Source organism: Psychrosphaera haliotis (genome assembly GCF_039523615.1).
Classification (GTDB): Bacteria; Pseudomonadota; Gammaproteobacteria; order Enterobacterales; family Alteromonadaceae; genus Psychrosphaera; species Psychrosphaera haliotis.
Window position 1 is genome coordinate 451651 of sequence record NZ_BAAAFQ010000001.1, and the last position, 18699, is coordinate 470349.

An 18699-nucleotide genomic window follows, 5' to 3' on the forward strand; every position below is an offset into this window, starting at 1 on the left:
CTGGTATCAACTACAGCGTCGACATGTTTGCCTCAACTGCGGGGCGCATTCTATGCACTCCTCTTATTTTCGTCAACCCTTATTTTAATAAAAATAGCTAACTTTAGGTTGTTTGGTCATTTTTTTAACAAGATGGTTAAAAATCAATAAAAAAGCCGATCAAATGACCGGCTTTTTCTAACTTTAAGGGTTTTTAATATTATCGTTATAGATACGACTATTTGAAATAATCATTAAATTTATAATACTAAATATATTAATAACCCATATATTGACTAAAAATTAATTATTATTGTGCGGCTTCTCGTTGCTCTACAAATATAATTGCATTCGCAATACGCTCAATAACTTTACTTTTGTCCATTAATTCTAATGTAACGTCTAAAGAAGGTGAGTTACCACCGCCTGTCACTGCAACTCTTAGTGGCATACCAACTTTACCCATGCCTAATTCAAGTTCTTCAGCAGTTGCATTAATAGCAGCTTGGATATCACTACCCTGCCAGTTATCTAATGCGTTTAGCTTTTCTTTCGCTAAAATCAATGATTCTTTCGCAACAGGACGTAAGTGCTTTTTAGCAGCCTTTTCATCTAGCGCATCAAAATCTTTATAAAAATAAGTACTGATCTCTGCCATTTCTTTTAATGTTTTGACTCGTTCAGCCTGAATTTCAACAATAGCTGACAAACTTGGCCCTTTTGAAACGTCGATATCCATATTATTAAAATGCCATGACAGGTGTTCAGCAACTTCAGTAGCCGGTAAAGACTTCATATATTGCTGATTCATCCAGTTTAATTTTTCAGTGTTAAACGCTGATGCCGAATTATTGATGTCGTTGATATCAAATAACTCAAATAGCTCTTCTAGGCTAAAAATCTCCTGGTCGCCATGTGACCAGCCTAAACGAACTAGATAATTGATAACGGCTTGAGGCAAGTAACCATCGTCACGATATTGCATTACGCTAACAGCGCCATGACGCTTAGATAACTTTTTACCGTCATCACCCAAAATCATAGAGCAATGCGCATATTGTGGAACTGGAGCACCTAGAGCTTCAAAGATATTAATTTGACGTGGGGTATTTAATAAATGGTCTTCGCCACGAATAACGTGAGTCATTTCCATTTCCCAATCGTCGATAACGACACAGAAGTTATAAGTTGGCGTGCCATCAGTTCGCTGAATAATTAAATCATCCATTTCTTCGTTAGCAATGCGCATATCACCACGAATAGAATCTTTAAATTCAACCGCGCCCTCTGTAGGGTTTTTAAAACGAATTACGAACGGTGCATCTGCAGGTTGATCAGCGTCATTTAAATCACGGCACTTACCATCATATTTAGTACGTTCGCCATTTTTCTCTTGCTCTTCACGTAAACTCTCTAAACGCTCTTTGCTGCAATAACACTTATAAGCTTTATCTTCGTCTACTAATTGTTGAACATACTTCTTATAAGTATCAAAACGTTTGGTTTGATAAAAAACCTCGCCATCTCCTTCCATACCCAACCAAGACATACCGTCTAAAATTGCTTGAACTGCTTCTGGAGTAGAACGTTCTAGGTCAGTATCTTCTATACGTAATATAAATTTACCATTATTACGCTTAGCGTATAACCAAGAATATAGTGCAGTACGTGCACCGCCAACATGTAAATAGCCCGTAGGACTTGGGGCAAAACGAGTAACAACGCTCATTAATGTATCCATTTAGTTTATTCATTAAAATTTGCACGCTATTCTATAGAAAAACGTGAGGGACTTAAAATGCAATATTGGTTATTTAAATCAGAACCTGATGAATATAGCATCGATAGCTTAAAAGCTGAGAAAAATAGTATTGGCCGTTGGGATGGAATTAGAAACTACCAGGCTAGGAATTTAATTCGCGATGATATAAAAGTGGGCAATGGTGTACTCTTTTATCATTCAAGTTGTAAAACGGTTGGTATTGCTGGTTTTGCCTCTGTGGTTTCAGAGCCCTACCCCGATCCGCTTCAATTTGATCCTGAAAGTAAATATTTTGATAGTAAGGCAACACAAGATAAACCGAGGTGGGTATCAATCGATATTAAATATGAATCGCATGCTAAATCGTTTTTACCCTTAACTACTATAAAAGCAACGCCAGCGTTAGACGATATGGTATTAGTAAAACGAAGCCGACTTTCAATACAACCGGTTTCAAAAGACCAATGGGCGTTCATAGTAAACGCCACTAAAACGGATTTACAACGTTAAGTACCAAGATTTATCACTTTAACTATTCAGAACAGTTTATAAAACAAACAAAAAAAGCTTTTTTTAAACAGTTTGTTTAAGATTTGTCCGAACAAATCATTTTTTTGAAATTAGTGTTGACTCTTTTTTTGGCCTCCCTATAATACGCACCACTTGAGCAGTTAAGCTGTTTAAGAGATAAAGCTGGGCGGTTAGCTCAGTTGGGAGAGCATCGCCCTTACAAGGCGAGGGTCACTGGTTCGAGCCCAGTACCGCCCACCAATACTTTACCCTAAAGAATTGGTCTCAGCTTTATCAGATTTTAATTGGGCGGTTAGCTCAGTTGGGAGAGCATCGCCCTTACAAGGCGAGGGTCACTGGTTCGAGCCCAGTACCGCCCACCAATTAAAGTCAACTCTTGAAAGTGGGCGGTTAGCTCAGTTGGGAGAGCATCGCCCTTACAAGGCGAGGGTCACTGGTTCGAGCCCAGTACCGCCCACCACTTTCAAGACTCTTCGGTAAGTCTTCAGAAACTATCAATCTTCATTATTACGCTCTGACGGTAAATCCGAACTATATTCAACAAACTCTACTTCAATTCCGTCTGGATCTAAAAAATATACATTTTTACGATAAAGATTCTCTGCACCTGGCTTAGCGATAGAAAAGCCCGCCTGCTCTAGTCTAAATATTACTTCTTTAATGTTATATGTTTCAAATGCTATATGAGCTAAACCAACTTGATGCCCAGCAAGATCACGCCCATCGCTTTCTCCGTTATCGCATATAGCAATATAATTGTAGTCATCACCAAAATGAATCCAAGTTCTAGGCTTACCTGACCATTCGCTTTGCCCTTTGCTTCTTATACTCCAATGAGGACAAGCTGCTTTGTAAAAAGCTAAACTCCTTTCAATATCTCTGACTACTAAATTTACATGTTCTAATCTCATTTTGTTCCCTCTACACCTTTATCCAAACTTTATTTATACTCTTATTTAAACGCTAATTGAAAATAACTATGGCACATCAATCTTAAATATCACTCTAGTTTTATTAGACAAATAACAAAGTAAAAATATCAATACATAGACCACATAACTATTTGAGCTGCCACCCTTTATATATATGGTGGTTTCTGGCAGATTGACGTCATCTTTAATGTGTAACTAATACACCTCTTTACTTGAGCAATAAATATGAACTTTTCTTTAACTGAAGAGCAACTCCTAATCCAAGATACTGCGCGCCAATTTGCAGAAAATGAGTTGACTCCTAACGCGGCCGAATTAGATAAAACGGGAAACCGCGAAATTCTCCTGAACAACCTCAAGCAATTAGCCGAATTGGGCTTTATGGGTTTAAATACCAGCGTAGATTATGGCGGTAGTGAAGTAGGAACCGTCGCTTTTAGTATTGCAATTAAAGAGCTCGCTAAAGGTTGTGCATCAACTGCTGTCACCACTTCCGTGACCAATATGGTTGCCGAAGTCATTCAAGCCGTTGGAAACGAAGAACAAAAAAATAAATATCTTCCTAAAATATGTTCCGGCGAATATCCGGCAGCTGGCTTTTGCTTAACAGAAGTAAGTGCGGGCTCTGATCCAGCAGGTATGAAAACCACAGCTACAAAAGATGGCAGTGATTACATATTGAATGGCAGTAAAATGTTTATTACTAGTGCGGAATATGCAGGCGTATTTGTTGTTTGGGCTGTCACAGACAAAGAAGCTAAAAAAGGCAAAGGCATTTCTTGTTTTCTAGTGGAAAACGGAACGCCTGGATTAACAGTGGAAGCCGCTGAACATAAAATGGGCCAAAAAGCGTCAGCCACCAATGAAGTTAGATTTGATAACTGTCGCATTCCAGCAACAGCTCTTATGGGTGAAGAAAATAACGGATTTAAAGTAGCTGTGACAGAGCTTGCTGGCGGCCGTATAGGTATTGGTTCACTAGCGTTAGGTGTTGCTGAAGCTGCCATGGATTATGCTCGCCAGTATATCGCAGAGAGAGAGCAGTTTGGCCAGGCATTAATTAAGTTTCAAGGTCTACAGTGGAAACTCGCTGACCGTTATACCGAACTAGAAGCTGCAAAGTTACTTCTTATGCAAGCTGCTTATCTTAAAGAGCAAGGTCAACCTTTCTCAAAACAAGCATCGATGGCTAAACTTTTTGCCACAGAAAAAGCCAACGAAATTTGTTACGACGCTATTCAGTTGCTCGGTGGATACGGCTACATTAGCGAATATCCAGTGGAGCGCATGGCTAGAGACGTTCGTATCACAACAATTTATGAAGGAACGAGCGAAGTGCAAAAAATTGTCATTGCTCGTGAATTATTAAAAGAGATTTAAGGAATTATCATGGAATTAGAAAATAAAATTGCAATTGTTACGGGTGGAGCTTCAGGCTTAGGTAAAGCCACCAGCCAAGGTTTGGTAGCTTCAGGCGTTAAAGTCGCTATTTTTGATCTGAATGAAGAGTCTGGAAAACAAGCAATCGATGAGCTTGGTGCTGATAACGCAATGTTTATCAGTGTAGATGTCACTAATGCAGAGTCTGTTAGCTCAGCAATAGAAGAAGTAATGAAGGCTTACGGTGCAATTCACATTTTAGTGAACTGCGCTGGTATTGCGCCGGCCGCTAAAGTCTTAGACCGAGAAGGCAAAGCGATGGCATTAAACAAGTTTTCAATGGCCATCAATATAAACTTAATTGGTACCTTTAATGTCGCTTCACAAGTTGCTGAGCAAATGGCAAAAAATGAACCTATGGGTGAAGCTCTAGAGCGCGGTGTAATCATTAACACAGCATCTGTTGCCGGATATGAAGGCCAAATGGGTCAATCTGCATATGCAGCAAGTAAAGGTGGAATAATTGCATTGAGTTTACCTATGGCGCGTGACTTAGCTCGCACGGGTATACGTGTAAATGCCATTGCACCGGGCATTATGGGCACGCCTATGTTGTTGGCGATGCCAGATAACGTGCAGGAAAGCTTAGTAGCAAACATCCAATTCCCGAAAAGAATGGGCCAGCCAAAAGAATTTGCAGATTTGGTTATGCACTTAACATCTAACGCATATATAAATGCCGAAACTATACGTCTTGATGGTGCAATAAGAATGCAACCAAGATAGCTATTCAGAGGCATTGCAATAGAGTAGAAAGCAAAAACGGACCTTAGAGTCCGTTTTTTGCTCAAGGTTTAATTAAGCCTATAACCGATATAAAACTAAATGTGAGGCTAAGCATAAAAATCTAGGTGCTCAACGCCATTTTCATCAACGTATTTACCTTTGCCCTGCTTTTTTGGTGTTAGTTCATGTTCATTATTCTGTTTGTTTGTACCTGATGCTTTTATCAATTTATTCTGATTGTCGTCCGAGTGAGATGATTGCTCATCTTTAGTTGGCTTCCCATCAGTGTTTTGTTGTTGCTGATTACTCGGATCATCCTCTTCAATGCGCTTTGCTCTCGCATCTTTTGGCGTTTTATCTACATGATAAATATCTTTTTTGTCTGGTTCATTCGCAACAGGCCTGCGAATCGCATTATAAATGAAGTCCACCATGATCTTTGTCCTTATATCCTTAGTAATGAACAGGGCTGAATAATTGAGTAAAGCTTATATTCTGTGCAATTATTAACCACTTATCGACCGATATGCAAATAGATTAAGTTTTTTTGTGTTTTGTTATATACAAGCGGTTGCTTTTATTTTCATCTAGGTTTATTTTGTGCACATCAACTTTACGAAATTAGAAAAAACGAAAACTCATGAACTTTACAAACGTAAATACAATTTGGTTCCATCATCACGTACCAACGGAATAGTTTTCGGCTAATTTCGCTGGAGGCTATTGTCAGTCCTCCAAGCACATAATTATTGAGCCCTGGAGGATAATATCTTCTGGGGTTTTTTCGTTTTAGGGTTTAACAATTTAATTTAATACTAAAAATTTAGTGCAAATAAAGTAGGAATACACATGAATGACAAGAATAGATTAAGAATCGCGGTACAGAAAAAAGGTCGTTTAAGCGATGAGTCAATAAAGTTACTTAAAGCGATTGGTGTAAAGCTATCAATCAGAGACAGACTGCTTATTGCACACTCCACTAACTTACCTATCGATTTATTATTAGTACGCGATGATGATATTCCAGGCTTAGTAATGGACGGTATCGCAGATTTAGGTTTTATTGGCGAAAATGAACTTGAAGAAAAAATGCTTGAAAGACAAGCATCGAATGAACCTGCAGAATATAAAACACTTAAACGATTAGAGTATGGCGGTTGTCGTTTATCTATTGCTGTACCTAATGAATTTGATTACAAGGGCTTAGAGTCTTTAAATCAAACTAAAATAGCAACAACCTACCCTTACTTACTTAAGCGCTTTTTAGTTGCTAATAATATAAATGCACAACCGGTAATGTTAACAGGTTCAGTTGAAGTAGCACCTCGAGCTGGTATTGCTGAAGCTATTTGTGACCTGGTATCTACCGGAGCAACACTTGAAGCGAACGGATTAGAAGAAGCGACAGAAATTTTTGTATCTAAAGCTGTTTTAATTCAAAAGTCTGAAGCGCTGACTGCAGAAAAACAAAAATTAGTAGATACCCTTCTGCCAAGAATTAATGGCGTTATGCAAGCTAAAGAATCTAAATACATCATGCTACACGCCCCTATCGCTAAGCTAGAAGAAGTTAAAAAGCTTCTACCAGGTGCTGAAGATCCTACTGTATTACCTCTGTCAGAAAACAGCGATCAAGCCGCTATCCACGTTGTTAGTCCAGAAAACCTTTTCTGGGAGACTATGGAGCAATTAAAAGCGTTAGGTTGCACATCAATATTGGTAATGCCAATTGAAAAAATGATGGGCTAATTGGTTAAGCACTAAAGGTAAATTTCCACATGATCACATGGCAAAATCTAACATTAGCAGAGCAAAAGTCGGCATTGTCTCGACCGGCGATCGCAAATCGTGCTGATTTAACAAGTAAAGTCTTAGACATTGTAAATATGGTCAAAGACAAAGGAGACGAAGCGTTACTCACGCTGACGGAAAAGTTTGACGGTTTATCACTAAACTCTGTGGCACTGGCTTCGTCGCAAGCAGAAGACATTATTGCGACACTTGGTGATGAGCAACGAGCTGCGATTGAATTAGCCTATGGCCAAATTAAACGTTTTCATGAAGCACAGGTACAAGCGGACGTTAAAGTAGAAACGAGTCCTGGTGTGGTTTGTGAATTGATCACGCAAGCTATTAGCTCAGTAGGTTTATATATTCCTGGTGGCAGTGCTCCGTTACCTTCAACTGTTTTAATGCTAGGTGTTCCAGCTCAAATAGCAGGCTGTAAAAGAACCGTTTTGTGTACTCCGCCGGACACTTCTGAGGGCAACAAAGGCGGAATTACCGCTGAAATCCTTTATGCAGCAAAACTATGTGGCATTAAAGAAATTTACCGAACTGGTGGCGCGCAAGCAATAGCAGCAATGGCATATGGTACTGAGTCGATTGCCGCAGTAGATAAGATTTTTGGGCCTGGTAATAGCTTTGTTACTGAAGCTAAACAGTTGGTTGCTCAAGACCCTGCTGGAGCTGCCATTGATATGCCGGCAGGTCCTTCTGAGGTTTTAGTACTTGCTGATGCCAATGCAAACCCAGCGTTTGTAGCGGCGGACCTTTTATCGCAAGCCGAACACGGACCTGACTCGCAAGTTATATTAGTGTCAGATTCACTGCCGCTAATTGAAAAAACCAAGCAGGATATCGAGTCACAGCTAACTTTGCTGCCTCGTGCTGATATTGCGAAAAAAGCATTGGCTAATAGTCGCTTTATTCTAGCATCGGACTTGAACGAAGCGGTTGAAATTAGTAATCAGTACGCCCCTGAACACTTAATTGTGCAGTTTGACAATGCAAGAAGCTGGCTTAGTAAGTTAGATAATGCAGCTTCGGTTTTCTTAGGTGCTTATACACCAGAAAGCGCCGGAGATTATGCGAGTGGCACAAACCATGTTTTACCTACTTATGGGTACTCTAAAGTTCTAAGCTCACTAAACTTAGCAGACTTTACTCGTAAATTTACGGTACAAGAAATAACGCCTAATGGTCTAGCGGCTATTGGTCCGGCAATTATGACGTTAGCCGCTGCTGAAGGTTTAGACGCGCACAGAAACGCGGTTGGTCTTAGACTTGAGCAATTGCAAAAAGAGAAATCAAATGACTGATAATCTAAATAAGACTTCAACACTCGTTGATAAACTTATCCGCCCTGAGCTTAAAGAGTTAAAGCCTTATGAGTCGGCTCGACGTTTATTCAGCATGTCAGGCTCTGACGATACCAATACAGTTTGGCTAAATGCCAATGAAAACCCTTACAGCCCTAATGTTAGCGCTGATCCTAGTCTTTACAATCGTTACCCAGACTTTCAGCCTGAACCACTCATTAACGCTTACAGCCAATATGCCGCAGTAAAGCCGGAACAAGTGTTAGCAACAAGAGGCGCTGATGAAGGCATCGAGTTGCTAATACGAACTTTCTGTAGTCCGGGACAGAATATCATTATCTGCCCTCCTACTTACGGTATGTATGCAATTAGTGCTGAAACGGCAAACGTAAATGTAACTAAAGTTCCACTTTTACCGTCTTTTCAATTGGACGTTAACAGCATACTTAACCAAGTTGATAATACACAAATCGTCTTTATTTGCTCGCCTAACAATCCAACAGGTGATGTAATAAACCGTAACGACCTAGTATCGGTTTTAGAAGCGACCAAAGGACACGCCATTGTTGTTGCTGATGAAGCTTATATCGAGTTTAGTAGTGAAGATACCGTTACAGAACTATTGAATTCATATCCAAATTTAGTGGTATTACGTACATTGTCTAAAGCATTTGCATTAGCTGGCTTGCGTTGTGGTTTTACACTGGCGTCTGAAGCCATTATTAACGCTATGAAAAAGGTCATTGCGCCTTATCCTATTCCAGCTCCAGTTGCACAAATGGCAACTCAAGCATTAAGTGAAGACGGATTATTATGGATGCGACGATGCGTTAACGAATTAAACAATCGCCGCGATGCCTTTATAGAAAAAGCAAAAACTTGGCGGTTTGCAAATGAAGTTTATCCTTCAAAAACAAATTTTGTTTTGATGAAACTATCTGAAACGCTTGACGCTAATAAGGTAATGACATTATTTACCGAACAACAAATTTTACTGCGCAATCAATCTAAACAGTTAATGCTAAATAATACCATTAGGGTAACCATTGGTAGTGAAGAAGAAATGGCCGCTGTTGAAAACGTATTTAACCTAATTGAACAAAAACTGGACTAACACAATGAGCAAGCAACAACCTATACTATTTATTGATCGCGACGGCACTCTTGTTCAAGAGCCGCCTGTAGACAAACAATTAGACCGTTTAGACAAACTCGTATTTGAGCCGCTAGTTGTGCCGGTATTAACTCGTTTACAGCAAAAAGGTTATCGTCTAGTTATGGTATCTAACCAAGACGGACTTGGTACAGACGCATTTCCTCAAGCTGACTTTGATGCACCACACAATCAAATGATGGCGTTTTTTGAATCTCAAGGTGTTACTTTTGACGATGTTTTAATATGTCCTCACTTTGACCATGAAGATTGTAGCTGCAGAAAACCAAAGTTAGGCCTGGTAAAAGATTACCTTCAAGAAGGTAAAGTCGACTTCACTGATTCTTATGTGATTGGTGACCGCATTACGGATATTCAACTCGCTGAAAATATGGGTATTGTTGGCATTCAATATTCGCCAGAAAAAATGGATTGGTTAGCAATTGAAAAGTTATTAGCACAACAAAAAGAGCAAAACCGCCAGGCAAAAGTGACGCGCACCACGTCTGAAACAAACATCAATGTATTTGTAGATTTAGATAGTACTGAGAAATCAAATATTCAAACGGGTATCGGATTTTTTGACCATATGCTTGATCAGATAGCATCGCATGGTGGTTTTTACTTAGACCTAACAACCGATGGTGATTTACACATTGATGACCACCACTCTGTTGAAGATACCGCTCTTGCGCTAGGACAAGCTCTAAAAGAAGCATTAGGTGACAAACGTGGCATTGGTCGTTTTGGCTTTGTACTGCCTATGGACGAATGTAAAGCAGAAGCAACGCTAGACATTTCTGGTCGACCTTATTTAGTTTTTAACTCTGAATTTACTGATAACCGTGTAGGTGATATGTCCACACAAATGGTTGAGCACTTCTTTTTCTCGTTAAGTCAGGCAATGGGACTCACCTTGCACCTGTCTACTACAAAAGGAAACGCCCACCACCAAGTAGAGAGCTTGTTTAAAGTATTTGGCAGAGCTTTACGCGCCGCAATTAAAGTTGAAGGTGATGTACTTCCATCAACAAAAGGAGCGTTGTAATGTCGGGTGACTCTAAGCCAATAAACTTGGTTATTGTTAATACCGGGTGCGCCAATATTTACTCTGTGCAATGTGCTTTTGAACGTCTTGGCGTTGAAGTTACCGTGTCAGATAACCCTGCAGTTATCAAATCGGCTGACAAGGTGTTGTTACCTGGTGTCGGCTCAGCATTTGCGGCTATGAAAAGTATCGAGCAAAAGCAATTAACTAGCGTTATTCAGTCCCTAACTCAGCCTGTACTTGGTATTTGTTTGGGCATGCAGCTTATGGCCAAAAGCTCAAACGAAAAACCGGGTTCGCACTTGGTTACGTCAAAAACAGATACCGTTGAGTGTTTAGGTTTGATCCCCACCGTAATTGAACGAATGGAAGCGGGAGACTTAGTACTGCCGCATATGGGTTGGAATGAAGTGACACTGGATTCCCCTCACCCTTTGTTTAAAAACATAGAACAAGGTGCATTTTTCTATTTTGTACATAGCTTTTGTGCGCCAATATCAGTCAATACATTAGCTAAATGTAACTATCACTTAGATTTTTCTGCTGCCATTTATCATAACAACTTTTTTGGGGTGCAATTCCACCCTGAGAGAAGTGGTAAAGCCGGCGAGCAATTACTTAGGAACTTTATCGAGCTATAACAAAAGTTGCTTTTGAAGGCTCAATGTAGCTATTAGTTATTAGTTATTAGTTATTAGTTATTAGTTATTAGTTATTAGTTATTAGTTATTAGTTATTAGTTATTAGTTAAAAAAGATAATAAAAATATTAGGATTTACATGATTATCCCAGCAATAGACTTAATAGAAGGATCTGTTGTCCGTTTATACCAAGGCGACTACGGGCAAAAAACAGAATATAAAATTGATCCAGTTGAATTAGTAAAACAATATGGCGCTGCAAAAGCAGAATGGCTGCATATTGTTGATCTTACGGGAGCAAAGGACACTTCAAAACGCCAGTTGTCGTTAATTAAAAGCATGGTTGATTTAGATGTAATGAAGTTTCAAGCTGGCGGTGGCATTAGAACAGAGCAAGATATAATTGACCTGTTCGATATTGGTGTTAGTCGTGTGGTTATTGGCTCATTGGCCGTTAATGACTCTGACCTAGTGCTATCATGGTTTGAAAAGTACGGTGCAGAAAAAATTGTACTGGCACTGGACGTTAACATTGACGAAAACGGCAACAAGTATATTGCTACGCACGGTTGGCAAGAAAGTTCAGGCACAACGTTAGAGTCAGTGGTAGATAAGTTTCTAAACGTTGGACTTAAGCACGTACTTTGCACAGACATTAGCAAAGATGGAACACTTCAAGGTCCAAACCAAGAGCTTTATAGTGCTCTAGCTGAGCAATATCCTGAAATTAGTTGGCAAGCTTCTGGCGGCATTAGTAGTTTAGAAGACATCAAAATAGCTCTAGCGAACATCAAAGGCTCTGGTTTAGCAAATAACAGCCCAAGCGGAGTTATTCTTGGTCGTTCATTGCTAGAAGGCAAATTTGAACTAGCTGAAGCGATGCAACTTGTTAAATAATTTAATAAATTAAAAGTTAGTCGAATTGTCATTTCTGAGCTTTAAGTAATTATACTTGCAGCTCAGAAAGTTTATTTCTCTGTCGCTAATTGCTTTTCCGTTTTTATGCCTAGCTTCTGCATAACCATTGCAGCTGGGCAAAAGCCGGTAAAGCTTTGCTGGAATAAATTGGCCCCGACAAACACAGTAAACCACACAAAATTAGGGTGCACATAAATAGTCAGAACTACAGATAGTAAAACCATAAAACCGGCAAAAGCTGCCACCGCTCTTTCTAAAGACATGATATTTCCTCACTCATTAAATCAAATTAAAAATATTTTCGTATAGTTAGATATGCGTTTGATGCATCTTCAAACTGACCAAAAAACGTTGTTTTCTGTTTACCCCAGAAATAATTTACTCCCCCAGTCAGTTGCCAATTCTCTATTGGTTGATAAGACACTTTGACTCTACTGTAACCATCATTCTCTGAAGGTGAATAAAAGGTAAACCATTGCAAACTCAATGTATCTTGCATCAATCGATAATAAAGCTGGGCTGTCCATAACGTTCTGGCTTGCTTATCTGTGGGAGAATAAGATAACGCAGGATCAAATTCATTTTGACGCTCTAATTGAAATTGAATCGAACCCGTAAGATTAGTCACTAACTCTTGCTGGTAACCAATTAACAACTTTGATTCACGATTTGGTATCAAAGGATTACGACCCTCGCTATCTGCAGAGTTATGTTGGGCAACTTCAAGGTTAAACAAGCCCGAAAATAATGGGGTCATCATGCTGGCCCCAATGACATTGAGCTTTGTAAAGGTTGGCTGAAAATCAGAAGTTAAGCTATTTGGAGACTTATCAAAGCCTTTATAACCATATAAAGCGAACTCTATAGCGTCATATTGCTTTTTAACCCTTAAAGCGTACTCTGCACCCTTTGGTGTGTTTTTATCGCTCACATCAAAACCAGGGGCTATATTTATTCCACCATTTAGCTGCCCTGCTATTGGGTTATAAAACGAAAACACATCTCCATTAATATATTGATCTGATACAAATTTTGGCGTGATTACCAAGTCTACATTTGCAAAGTCATAATAACCTGAAGCTTTTACTGCGAGTTGCGGCGCCTTTAGGTACTCATCGTCTCGACCTGCAAAAAAGCTCTGCCAGTCCTTTGCGAACATATCATTGAGAAACAAGTAATCTCCTGTTCCCCAAGTTAAAATTTGCTGACCGGCTTTTATATCCCAACGATCACTTACTTTACCCTGCCAATTTAATTCTCTAATTTGACCACGCCATTTTGATTGAACGCCATCGTAAAAAACTTGGCCTCTCAATTTAATGGTTGAAGCATTAAGTTTATAGTCACCCTGAGCCTGAATTCGAATATCATTTAAAGTACTACTTGTCTTTAAAGCTGGGTCATCACTCAATCTTTTACCTAAGGCAACCTCAACAAAAGTCGCTAAATTACTCCAGCTAGTTTTCGCTTTTTCTGCCCATGGATCATCGCCCCAGCTATCATCACTCGCTTTATCGTCACCCCAAATGTCATCAGGCCAATCGGTATTAGTTGAAGCAAATGCACTGGCAGTAAATAGAATACCAACGCAACTTATACTTTTAAGCAAAGCCAAAATAGTTTTCTTAGATAACAAGTTGGAAAATAAGCTGTTAACTTTCATATGATTTTTCTAACCCTATCTGCGTAACCATTCAATAGGCGGAGTTCTTAAACTACGTTCAGTGAATATGCTGTCTGGCAAACCAATGTCGTAACTAATATTACGAAACTCCATTAACGTATAACCACCTGTTTTCACGTCAGATATTTTTGATTTAGTCACAGTGACATAACCCGAAATATTTTCAGTTTCTAAGGTTTCAACCTTTCGGTATAAAGTATTAGAGGCATCATAAAACTCGATCACCATTGGTAGGTATGAGCTTTTATCAATTTGTATTTTGTAATAAGAAAACTCAACGTCGTTTGCTACTTTAGGCGTTGCTTTTAAAGTGTATCTTTGTTCGGTTTGCTCCAAGAGCTCAAAACTATCAACTTTGGTAGAACGCCCTGAAACATCTTCATAAAAAAAGTGAGAGCCCACAAATGAGGTTCGTTTATCGCCTGCTGAAATTCTTTTCACCAAATCTAAACCTGGTAAATATAACCAACGGTCATCATCTGTTGATACATCGTTATGTTTTTCAACACGAAACACCATGCCGCTAACGTCTGCCGGACGAGAGAAAAACACTAGCATTTTCTGATCGCCACCGTCCTCAACGTCTTTGCGTAAGATAGTAAATTGTCTTACTTGTCTGCGCTCTTGTTCATCAATGATCATCATTCGAGCTTGTGTTTTGCCATCTTTACCAGCGTAGTATGCCGCTAACTCTGCTTTAGAAATTATCTGTTCAGCCGTTACTTCAGTTGCCGATTGCACTGAGCCGCTTGCTAAGATTGCTGCTACTAGCGCAACAGGTGTTGTAATACTTTTTAATAAATTAGTCATGTTTACCTCGCTTTATAATAGTCAGTACTGCCGGTAATAAAATTAATGTAACTAACGCTGAAATTGCCATAATACTCGCTAAAAACACCCCAACGGTTACGTAAGGAACTAAAGGTGCAAATAACAATGGCGTAAAACCAAGAGCTACTACAGACGCATTTTTTGTTATCGCATTAGCTGGCTCGCCAAACATAATATTCATTGTTTGTTTAATTGAATCCGTTTCTTTTAGTGCGCTTCTAGCGCGTTCCAAAAAGTGAATTGCAAAGTCCACAGATAACCCAAGGGTCAGTGCAGACAGCACGGCAATAGGCATATCGTAATCTTTACCAATCCAACCAATAAGACCATAAATAAAGGTAATCGTGATCGTCAGCGGTAACATGGCTAACAAACCATAGACAAAAGACCTAAATAGCAGAACCATCATAATAAATACGATAACAAAGGCACTCATAAGACTGTCTAACATGCCAGTTACCATTTGCTCCTGCCAAGCTACATTCAGATAGGCTTTACCGGCCCATCCTGTAGAAATGTTTTCTGGTAATGGATTTTTTTTAATATATTGTTCAACGGATTCTATAACCGAGGACATATGCTGGTTGTCGCCGCTGGTTAACTGTAACCAAACCAAACTTTTTCTATAGTCTGGTGTTACAAAGTGCCATAAGTCTCCCGGTCGATGTGACGATTGGTACTGAATTAAGGTTTGAGCAACACCATTTGCAGAGTCTGGCAATTGGTAATCGACAAATTCACCACTTCGTAACTCTCGGTTCACTACTTTTACAATATCCGTCAATGAGTTCGACTTACCCACTAAACCAGTTGTTGCCAAATAGTTTTGTAAATTCTCTATGTAAGTTAATACTTCAGGTGATGTGAATCGCTTTGATTTTTGCTGGACAATTTCAATTGATTTAAGTTTAGACTCCAACCAAGTAATGGCTGGTTTATCAGACACTTCAAATAACACATCTTCAATTTCATAAACCAGTGTATTTAATTGGTTTGCTACAGTTTTATCGTTCGATAAAGAGACTTGCAGTTGGCTCGTATGCCACTCAATTAAACTCGCAGGAATTTCACTACCTTCCAACAAGGTTTTAACAGAAGGCAGTACCGACTCGTCTTGCAAAACAAAGTAAGCATCATAAGTCCCAGCAAACTGTTGGTTTAATTCTTTGTCTGCCACTCGAATTGGGTGGTCTTCTTTGAACCAACGTACAGGATTGTCATTAATTTGAATTTTAGTTACACCAATAGCAGACCAAATAAAAATCAGGCCGAAAATGACTATATGTAAGGCTTGGCGTTTTTTCGCAATGTTGCCAATAACATTAACAAACGCAGCTAGACCACTTTTTTGCTCTAAACTTTGTTGATGAGAAACTTGCAACTGTTTTAATGACTTATCGCTAAGGCGACTAATGTATGCCGGTACGAATAATATGGTGGTCACAAACGCTAAAATAATACCAAATCCGATAAACGCACCAAATATTTGCACTGGTGGGATTGGTGTTAGCATAAGTGATAAGAAGCCAATCGTAGATGTCACTGAAGTAAATAACATGGGTGTAAACAATTCACCAACCACGGTCTTGATGACGGCTTTTTTGTCTTGCCCTTCTTTATAACGGTCTGCAAATTCTGACATTATATGAACCGAATCAACCACGGCTATTGGCATTAAAAAAATCGCAATCATAGAAGACATGATATGAACCGTATAGCCTAAGCCAATCAACAAACCCATAATTACGATTACGGTTGTCATTGCCACAATCATGGCTGCAGAAATAAACTTTATATTTTTAAAAAGAATAAATAATAGAATAAAGATAGCTAAACCAGCTAGCGGTGCAGATATACCCATTTGGACAAACATCTCATAACCAAAGCGGTCTTCAGCAACAGGCAAACCGGTAATATGCCAATCGGCTGATGAAGAAAATGAATCAATCGATGTTTGAATTTCTTGGGCGATTAAATAGCTTTTGTTTTTATCTTCAAGTGGGACATATATCGCCACTGCATTACCATTTTCAGAGGCTAGGGTATTGTTTAATAGTGGTAGCTTTTTAATCTTTTCTAAAACAGCACTTGCATTCTTTTGGTTCTCAGGCGCTTGCTTCATCAACCATTCAAATCGAATTGCGTTTGAACCAAATTCCGTTTGCTCCTGAGTTACATTATCCACTACAGAAACCGACATAACGTCTTTTTCAATAACACCCTCAATACTTAAAATATGATTAGTTAACTGCTCAATTTCTTTAAGTACTGTAGGTGTAAACACACCAAACTGTTCAGTTTGGACTGCACCAACAACAATAGAGTCGTGCATTAAAAAGTCGGATTTTGTTTGGTTATGAAAAACGCGCGCCGCATTATCAGCCGGCAACATGTTTTCTGGATCAGTATCAATTTGAATTGATGGCATAAAAGCCAAGGCAACTATTACCATAATGATCATTACCGCATATATCTTTTTAGCGTGATCAAGGCTCAGTTGTATTGATGAATTTATTAGCCTATTCATGTAAGTCTTCTTAGTTAATTAACTATATATGCCGACATTATATATTAGTAATTTCTAATATATAATAGCCTGACTAGAATTAATATAACCAAACAGTTACTTGCATATTCCTTTTAGGTATAAAAAAAGGGCCAGTAAATACTGACCCTGCGCACTTCTCAAATTTACCTATGGTCTATTTTATATAACCACGAGGTTTGTTTTCTTTAGAAGTATAACGATCACGTAACTTATCTTGGCGAGACTCTGTCGTCACTTGTTCACCGTCAATCCAAATGTTTTCAACTCTTGAACTGATTTCAAACGGGTCACCACTCCAAAGTACTAAGTTTGCTGGTTGTCCTTCGGCTACTACGCCACCAGGAATACCAAACACTTCCGCTACATTTTTAGTTACCGCTTTTAGTGCGCCATCACGACTTAAGCCGTTCGCTATCGCAACACCAGCATCTGTTCTAAGGTTGTAACTTATGTGGGTGTCAGGTTGAGTAAGAATAAGCTTAACACCTGCTTGCTCTAAAATAGCCGCATTTTCTAGTGATGCATTTAAAGAGTCAAAGCTACCAGGTAGGTTTGATAAGCTCTCCATGATCACAGGAACACCCGCTTCAGCAATTTGCTCTTTAACGCGCACTGCGTCCTTAGCTCCAGATAAAACAAGGTTTAAACCAAACTTCTCTTTAAGTTTTAACAAATGGAGAATGTCAGTTGCTCGTTCAACATCAGCAATAAGAGGTTTTGACCCGTCTAGCAAAGAAGACAATATTTTCTCTTCTTTACTTGGCTCTTTTTTATCGCCCTCTTCTTTTTTGTCTGATTTTTTCGCTTTTTCAGCTTTGTCTATGTGAGCTTGCAGCTCTTCTTCTAAGCTAACTAAGCTAGATGCTCGTGAACCACGACGCTCTGAACCAAAGTAAGCCAAGGTAGCGACATTTGACGCAACAACACTGTCATATTCACCAGACAAATCAGCAGCAAATATTTGACCTGCCCAAATGCCTTCGCTACCACGAGGCGCAACTAAGCTATGAGTAATACCGCCTTTACGAGTAAAAGGAATTACGGCACTGTTTGGGTTAAAGGCAATTGAAGGTTCAAATGTAATCCCACCCTTTTTAGCGCCCATATCACGTGACGCAGATACTGCATCTACTTCAACTAGGCCTAATTGATTCAAAGATGAAATAAAGCCCGCCGTTAAAATACGACCTTGACCATCTACAGTAGAATCTACGTTTAATTCTGCTGGGTTAATCGAAACAATTTTTCCATCTTCGATAACTACGCTAGCGCCCGTTAGAACGCCCTGTTCAGTGCCGGTATAAACTGTTGTATTTGTGATCGCTACGGTATCAGCCAAACTAGCAAAGCTAGTAGCTAGGGCAGCGAAAACCAATGAGAGTTTTAAAATTTTCATGTTTTTCTC

At 39.2% G+C, this 18699-nt stretch carries 17 protein-coding genes and 3 tRNA genes; 12 read left to right on the forward strand and 8 right to left on the reverse strand.

Translation table 11 applies throughout. The features are described from left to right. Nucleotides 1-289 precede the first annotated feature (289 nt). Nucleotides 290-1708, reverse strand: a complete 1419-nt coding sequence (gene gltX / locus ABD009_RS01935) for a glutamate--tRNA ligase (RefSeq protein ID WP_343822337.1) — start codon at nucleotides 1706-1708, stop codon at nucleotides 290-292. A 69-nt stretch (nucleotides 1709-1777) separates the two neighbouring features. Here gltX and ABD009_RS01940 point away from each other — a divergent pair, with 69 nt between their 5' ends. The 4 genes from ABD009_RS01940 to ABD009_RS01955 all read left to right on the forward strand — a co-directional run bounded on the left by ABD009_RS01940 (nucleotide 1778) and on the right by ABD009_RS01955 (nucleotide 2732). Next, nucleotides 1778-2251, forward strand: a complete 474-nt coding sequence (locus tag ABD009_RS01940; RefSeq protein WP_343822338.1) for an EVE domain-containing protein — start codon at nucleotides 1778-1780, stop codon at nucleotides 2249-2251. Nucleotides 2252-2436: 185 nt separating this feature from the next. After that, nucleotides 2437-2512, forward strand: a tRNA-Val gene (locus tag ABD009_RS01945). A gap of 46 nt (nucleotides 2513-2558) precedes the next feature. Next, nucleotides 2559-2634 (forward strand) — tRNA-Val (locus ABD009_RS01950). A 22-nt stretch (nucleotides 2635-2656) separates the two neighbouring features. After that, a tRNA-Val gene (locus ABD009_RS01955) sits at nucleotides 2657-2732 on the forward strand. A gap of 34 nt (nucleotides 2733-2766) precedes the next feature. Here ABD009_RS01955 and ABD009_RS01960 read toward each other — a convergent pair. Continuing rightward, a complete protein-coding gene (locus ABD009_RS01960) occupies nucleotides 2767-3183 on the reverse strand; it encodes a VOC family protein (protein WP_343822339.1) in 417 nt (138 codons plus the stop codon). Between the two features lie 246 nt (nucleotides 3184-3429). Between ABD009_RS01960 and ABD009_RS01965 the strand changes: the two genes are divergently transcribed. Together ABD009_RS01965 and ABD009_RS01970 are read left to right on the forward strand one after the other, a co-directional pair. Then, nucleotides 3430-4584 carry an acyl-CoA dehydrogenase family protein gene (locus ABD009_RS01965; protein ID WP_343822340.1) on the forward strand — a complete coding sequence of 385 codons (1155 nt, stop codon included), beginning with the start codon at nucleotides 3430-3432 and terminating at the stop codon, nucleotides 4582-4584. A 9-nt stretch (nucleotides 4585-4593) separates the two neighbouring features. After that, on the forward strand, nucleotides 4594-5370 hold the full coding sequence (locus ABD009_RS01970; RefSeq protein WP_343822341.1) for an SDR family NAD(P)-dependent oxidoreductase: 777 nt from the start codon (nucleotides 4594-4596) through the stop codon (nucleotides 5368-5370). 107 nt (nucleotides 5371-5477) lie between these two features. Here the strand turns inward: ABD009_RS01970 and ABD009_RS01975 are convergent, their stop codons facing one another. Continuing rightward, on the reverse strand, nucleotides 5478-5804 hold the full coding sequence (locus tag ABD009_RS01975; protein WP_343822342.1) for a hypothetical protein: 327 nt from the start codon (nucleotides 5802-5804) through the stop codon (nucleotides 5478-5480). A gap of 415 nt (nucleotides 5805-6219) precedes the next feature. Here ABD009_RS01975 and hisG point away from each other — a divergent pair, with 415 nt between their 5' ends. From hisG to hisA, 6 genes are all read left to right on the forward strand, one after another. Next, nucleotides 6220-7119 carry an ATP phosphoribosyltransferase gene (gene hisG, locus ABD009_RS01980; RefSeq protein ID WP_343822343.1) on the forward strand — a complete coding sequence of 300 codons (900 nt, stop codon included), beginning with the start codon at nucleotides 6220-6222 and terminating at the stop codon, nucleotides 7117-7119. 29 nt (nucleotides 7120-7148) lie between these two features. Continuing rightward, nucleotides 7149-8471 (forward strand): histidinol dehydrogenase, encoded by a 1323-nt coding sequence (gene hisD / locus ABD009_RS01985; protein WP_343822344.1) that lies wholly within the window; start codon nucleotides 7149-7151, stop codon nucleotides 8469-8471. Next, nucleotides 8464-9585, forward strand: a complete 1122-nt coding sequence (gene hisC / locus ABD009_RS01990; protein WP_343822345.1) for a histidinol-phosphate transaminase — start codon at nucleotides 8464-8466, stop codon at nucleotides 9583-9585. The genes hisD and hisC overlap by 8 nt, the downstream gene beginning before the upstream one ends. A 4-nt stretch (nucleotides 9586-9589) precedes the next feature. Then, entirely contained in the window at nucleotides 9590-10672 is a 1083-nt protein-coding gene (gene hisB / locus ABD009_RS01995; RefSeq protein WP_343822346.1) for a bifunctional histidinol-phosphatase/imidazoleglycerol-phosphate dehydratase HisB, read from the forward strand. After that, on the forward strand, nucleotides 10672-11313 hold the full coding sequence (hisH, locus tag ABD009_RS02000; RefSeq protein ID WP_343822347.1) for an imidazole glycerol phosphate synthase subunit HisH: 642 nt from the start codon (nucleotides 10672-10674) through the stop codon (nucleotides 11311-11313). The genes hisB and hisH overlap by 1 nt, the downstream gene beginning before the upstream one ends. A 138-nt stretch (nucleotides 11314-11451) precedes the next feature. Beyond that, nucleotides 11452-12210 (forward strand): 1-(5-phosphoribosyl)-5-[(5-phosphoribosylamino)methylideneamino]imidazole-4-carboxamide isomerase, encoded by a 759-nt coding sequence (gene hisA / locus ABD009_RS02005; protein WP_343822348.1) that lies wholly within the window; start codon nucleotides 11452-11454, stop codon nucleotides 12208-12210. Between the two features lie 71 nt (nucleotides 12211-12281). On the opposite strand, the gene ABD009_RS02010 is transcribed toward hisA, so the two are convergent. The 5 genes from ABD009_RS02010 to ABD009_RS02030 form a co-directional block, all read right to left on the reverse strand. Next, a complete protein-coding gene (locus ABD009_RS02010; RefSeq protein ID WP_343822349.1) occupies nucleotides 12282-12494 on the reverse strand; it encodes a YgaP family membrane protein in 213 nt (70 codons plus the stop codon). 26 nt (nucleotides 12495-12520) lie between these two features. Further along, a complete protein-coding gene (locus ABD009_RS02015) occupies nucleotides 12521-13894 on the reverse strand; it encodes a hypothetical protein (protein WP_343822350.1) in 1374 nt (457 codons plus the stop codon). Nucleotides 13895-13909: 15 nt separating this feature from the next. Continuing rightward, entirely contained in the window at nucleotides 13910-14725 is an 816-nt protein-coding gene (locus tag ABD009_RS02020; RefSeq protein ID WP_343822351.1) for an outer membrane lipoprotein-sorting protein, read from the reverse strand. After that, nucleotides 14718-17273 carry an efflux RND transporter permease subunit gene (locus ABD009_RS02025; RefSeq protein WP_343822352.1) on the reverse strand — a complete coding sequence of 852 codons (2556 nt, stop codon included), beginning with the start codon at nucleotides 17271-17273 and terminating at the stop codon, nucleotides 14718-14720. The genes ABD009_RS02020 and ABD009_RS02025 overlap by 8 nt, the downstream gene beginning before the upstream one ends. A 175-nt stretch (nucleotides 17274-17448) precedes the next feature. Continuing rightward, nucleotides 17449-18690, reverse strand: a complete 1242-nt coding sequence (locus ABD009_RS02030) for an amidohydrolase family protein (protein WP_343822353.1) — start codon at nucleotides 18688-18690, stop codon at nucleotides 17449-17451. Between the last annotated feature and the right edge of the window lie 9 nt (nucleotides 18691-18699).

Excerpts from the sequence above, each read along its gene's own strand:
- gltX (WP_343822337.1), bottom strand. The coding sequence starts at position 1,708 with ATGAGCGTTGTTACTCGTTTTGCCCCAAGTCCTACGGGCTATTTACAT.
- ABD009_RS01940 (WP_343822338.1), top strand. The coding sequence starts at position 1,778 with ATGCAATATTGGTTATTTAAATCAGAACCTGATGAATATAGCATCGAT.
- ABD009_RS01960 (WP_343822339.1), bottom strand. The coding sequence starts at position 3,183 with ATGAGATTAGAACATGTAAATTTAGTAGTCAGAGATATTGAAAGGAGT.
- ABD009_RS01965 (WP_343822340.1), top strand. The coding sequence starts at position 3,430 with ATGAACTTTTCTTTAACTGAAGAGCAACTCCTAATCCAAGATACTGCG.
- ABD009_RS01970 (WP_343822341.1), top strand. The coding sequence starts at position 4,594 with ATGGAATTAGAAAATAAAATTGCAATTGTTACGGGTGGAGCTTCAGGC.
- ABD009_RS01975 (WP_343822342.1), bottom strand. The coding sequence starts at position 5,804 with ATGGTGGACTTCATTTATAATGCGATTCGCAGGCCTGTTGCGAATGAA.
- hisG (WP_343822343.1), top strand. The coding sequence starts at position 6,220 with ATGAATGACAAGAATAGATTAAGAATCGCGGTACAGAAAAAAGGTCGT.
- hisD (WP_343822344.1), top strand. The coding sequence starts at position 7,149 with ATGATCACATGGCAAAATCTAACATTAGCAGAGCAAAAGTCGGCATTG.
- hisC (WP_343822345.1), top strand. The coding sequence starts at position 8,464 with ATGACTGATAATCTAAATAAGACTTCAACACTCGTTGATAAACTTATC.
- hisB (WP_343822346.1), top strand. The coding sequence starts at position 9,590 with ATGAGCAAGCAACAACCTATACTATTTATTGATCGCGACGGCACTCTT.
- hisH (WP_343822347.1), top strand. The coding sequence starts at position 10,672 with ATGTCGGGTGACTCTAAGCCAATAAACTTGGTTATTGTTAATACCGGG.
- hisA (WP_343822348.1), top strand. The coding sequence starts at position 11,452 with ATGATTATCCCAGCAATAGACTTAATAGAAGGATCTGTTGTCCGTTTA.
- ABD009_RS02010 (WP_343822349.1), bottom strand. The coding sequence starts at position 12,494 with ATGTCTTTAGAAAGAGCGGTGGCAGCTTTTGCCGGTTTTATGGTTTTA.
- ABD009_RS02015 (WP_343822350.1), bottom strand. The coding sequence starts at position 13,894 with ATGAAAGTTAACAGCTTATTTTCCAACTTGTTATCTAAGAAAACTATT.
- ABD009_RS02020 (WP_343822351.1), bottom strand. The coding sequence starts at position 14,725 with ATGACTAATTTATTAAAAAGTATTACAACACCTGTTGCGCTAGTAGCA.
- ABD009_RS02025 (WP_343822352.1), bottom strand. The coding sequence starts at position 17,273 with ATGAATAGGCTAATAAATTCATCAATACAACTGAGCCTTGATCACGCT.
- ABD009_RS02030 (WP_343822353.1), bottom strand. The coding sequence starts at position 18,690 with ATGAAAATTTTAAAACTCTCATTGGTTTTCGCTGCCCTAGCTACTAGC.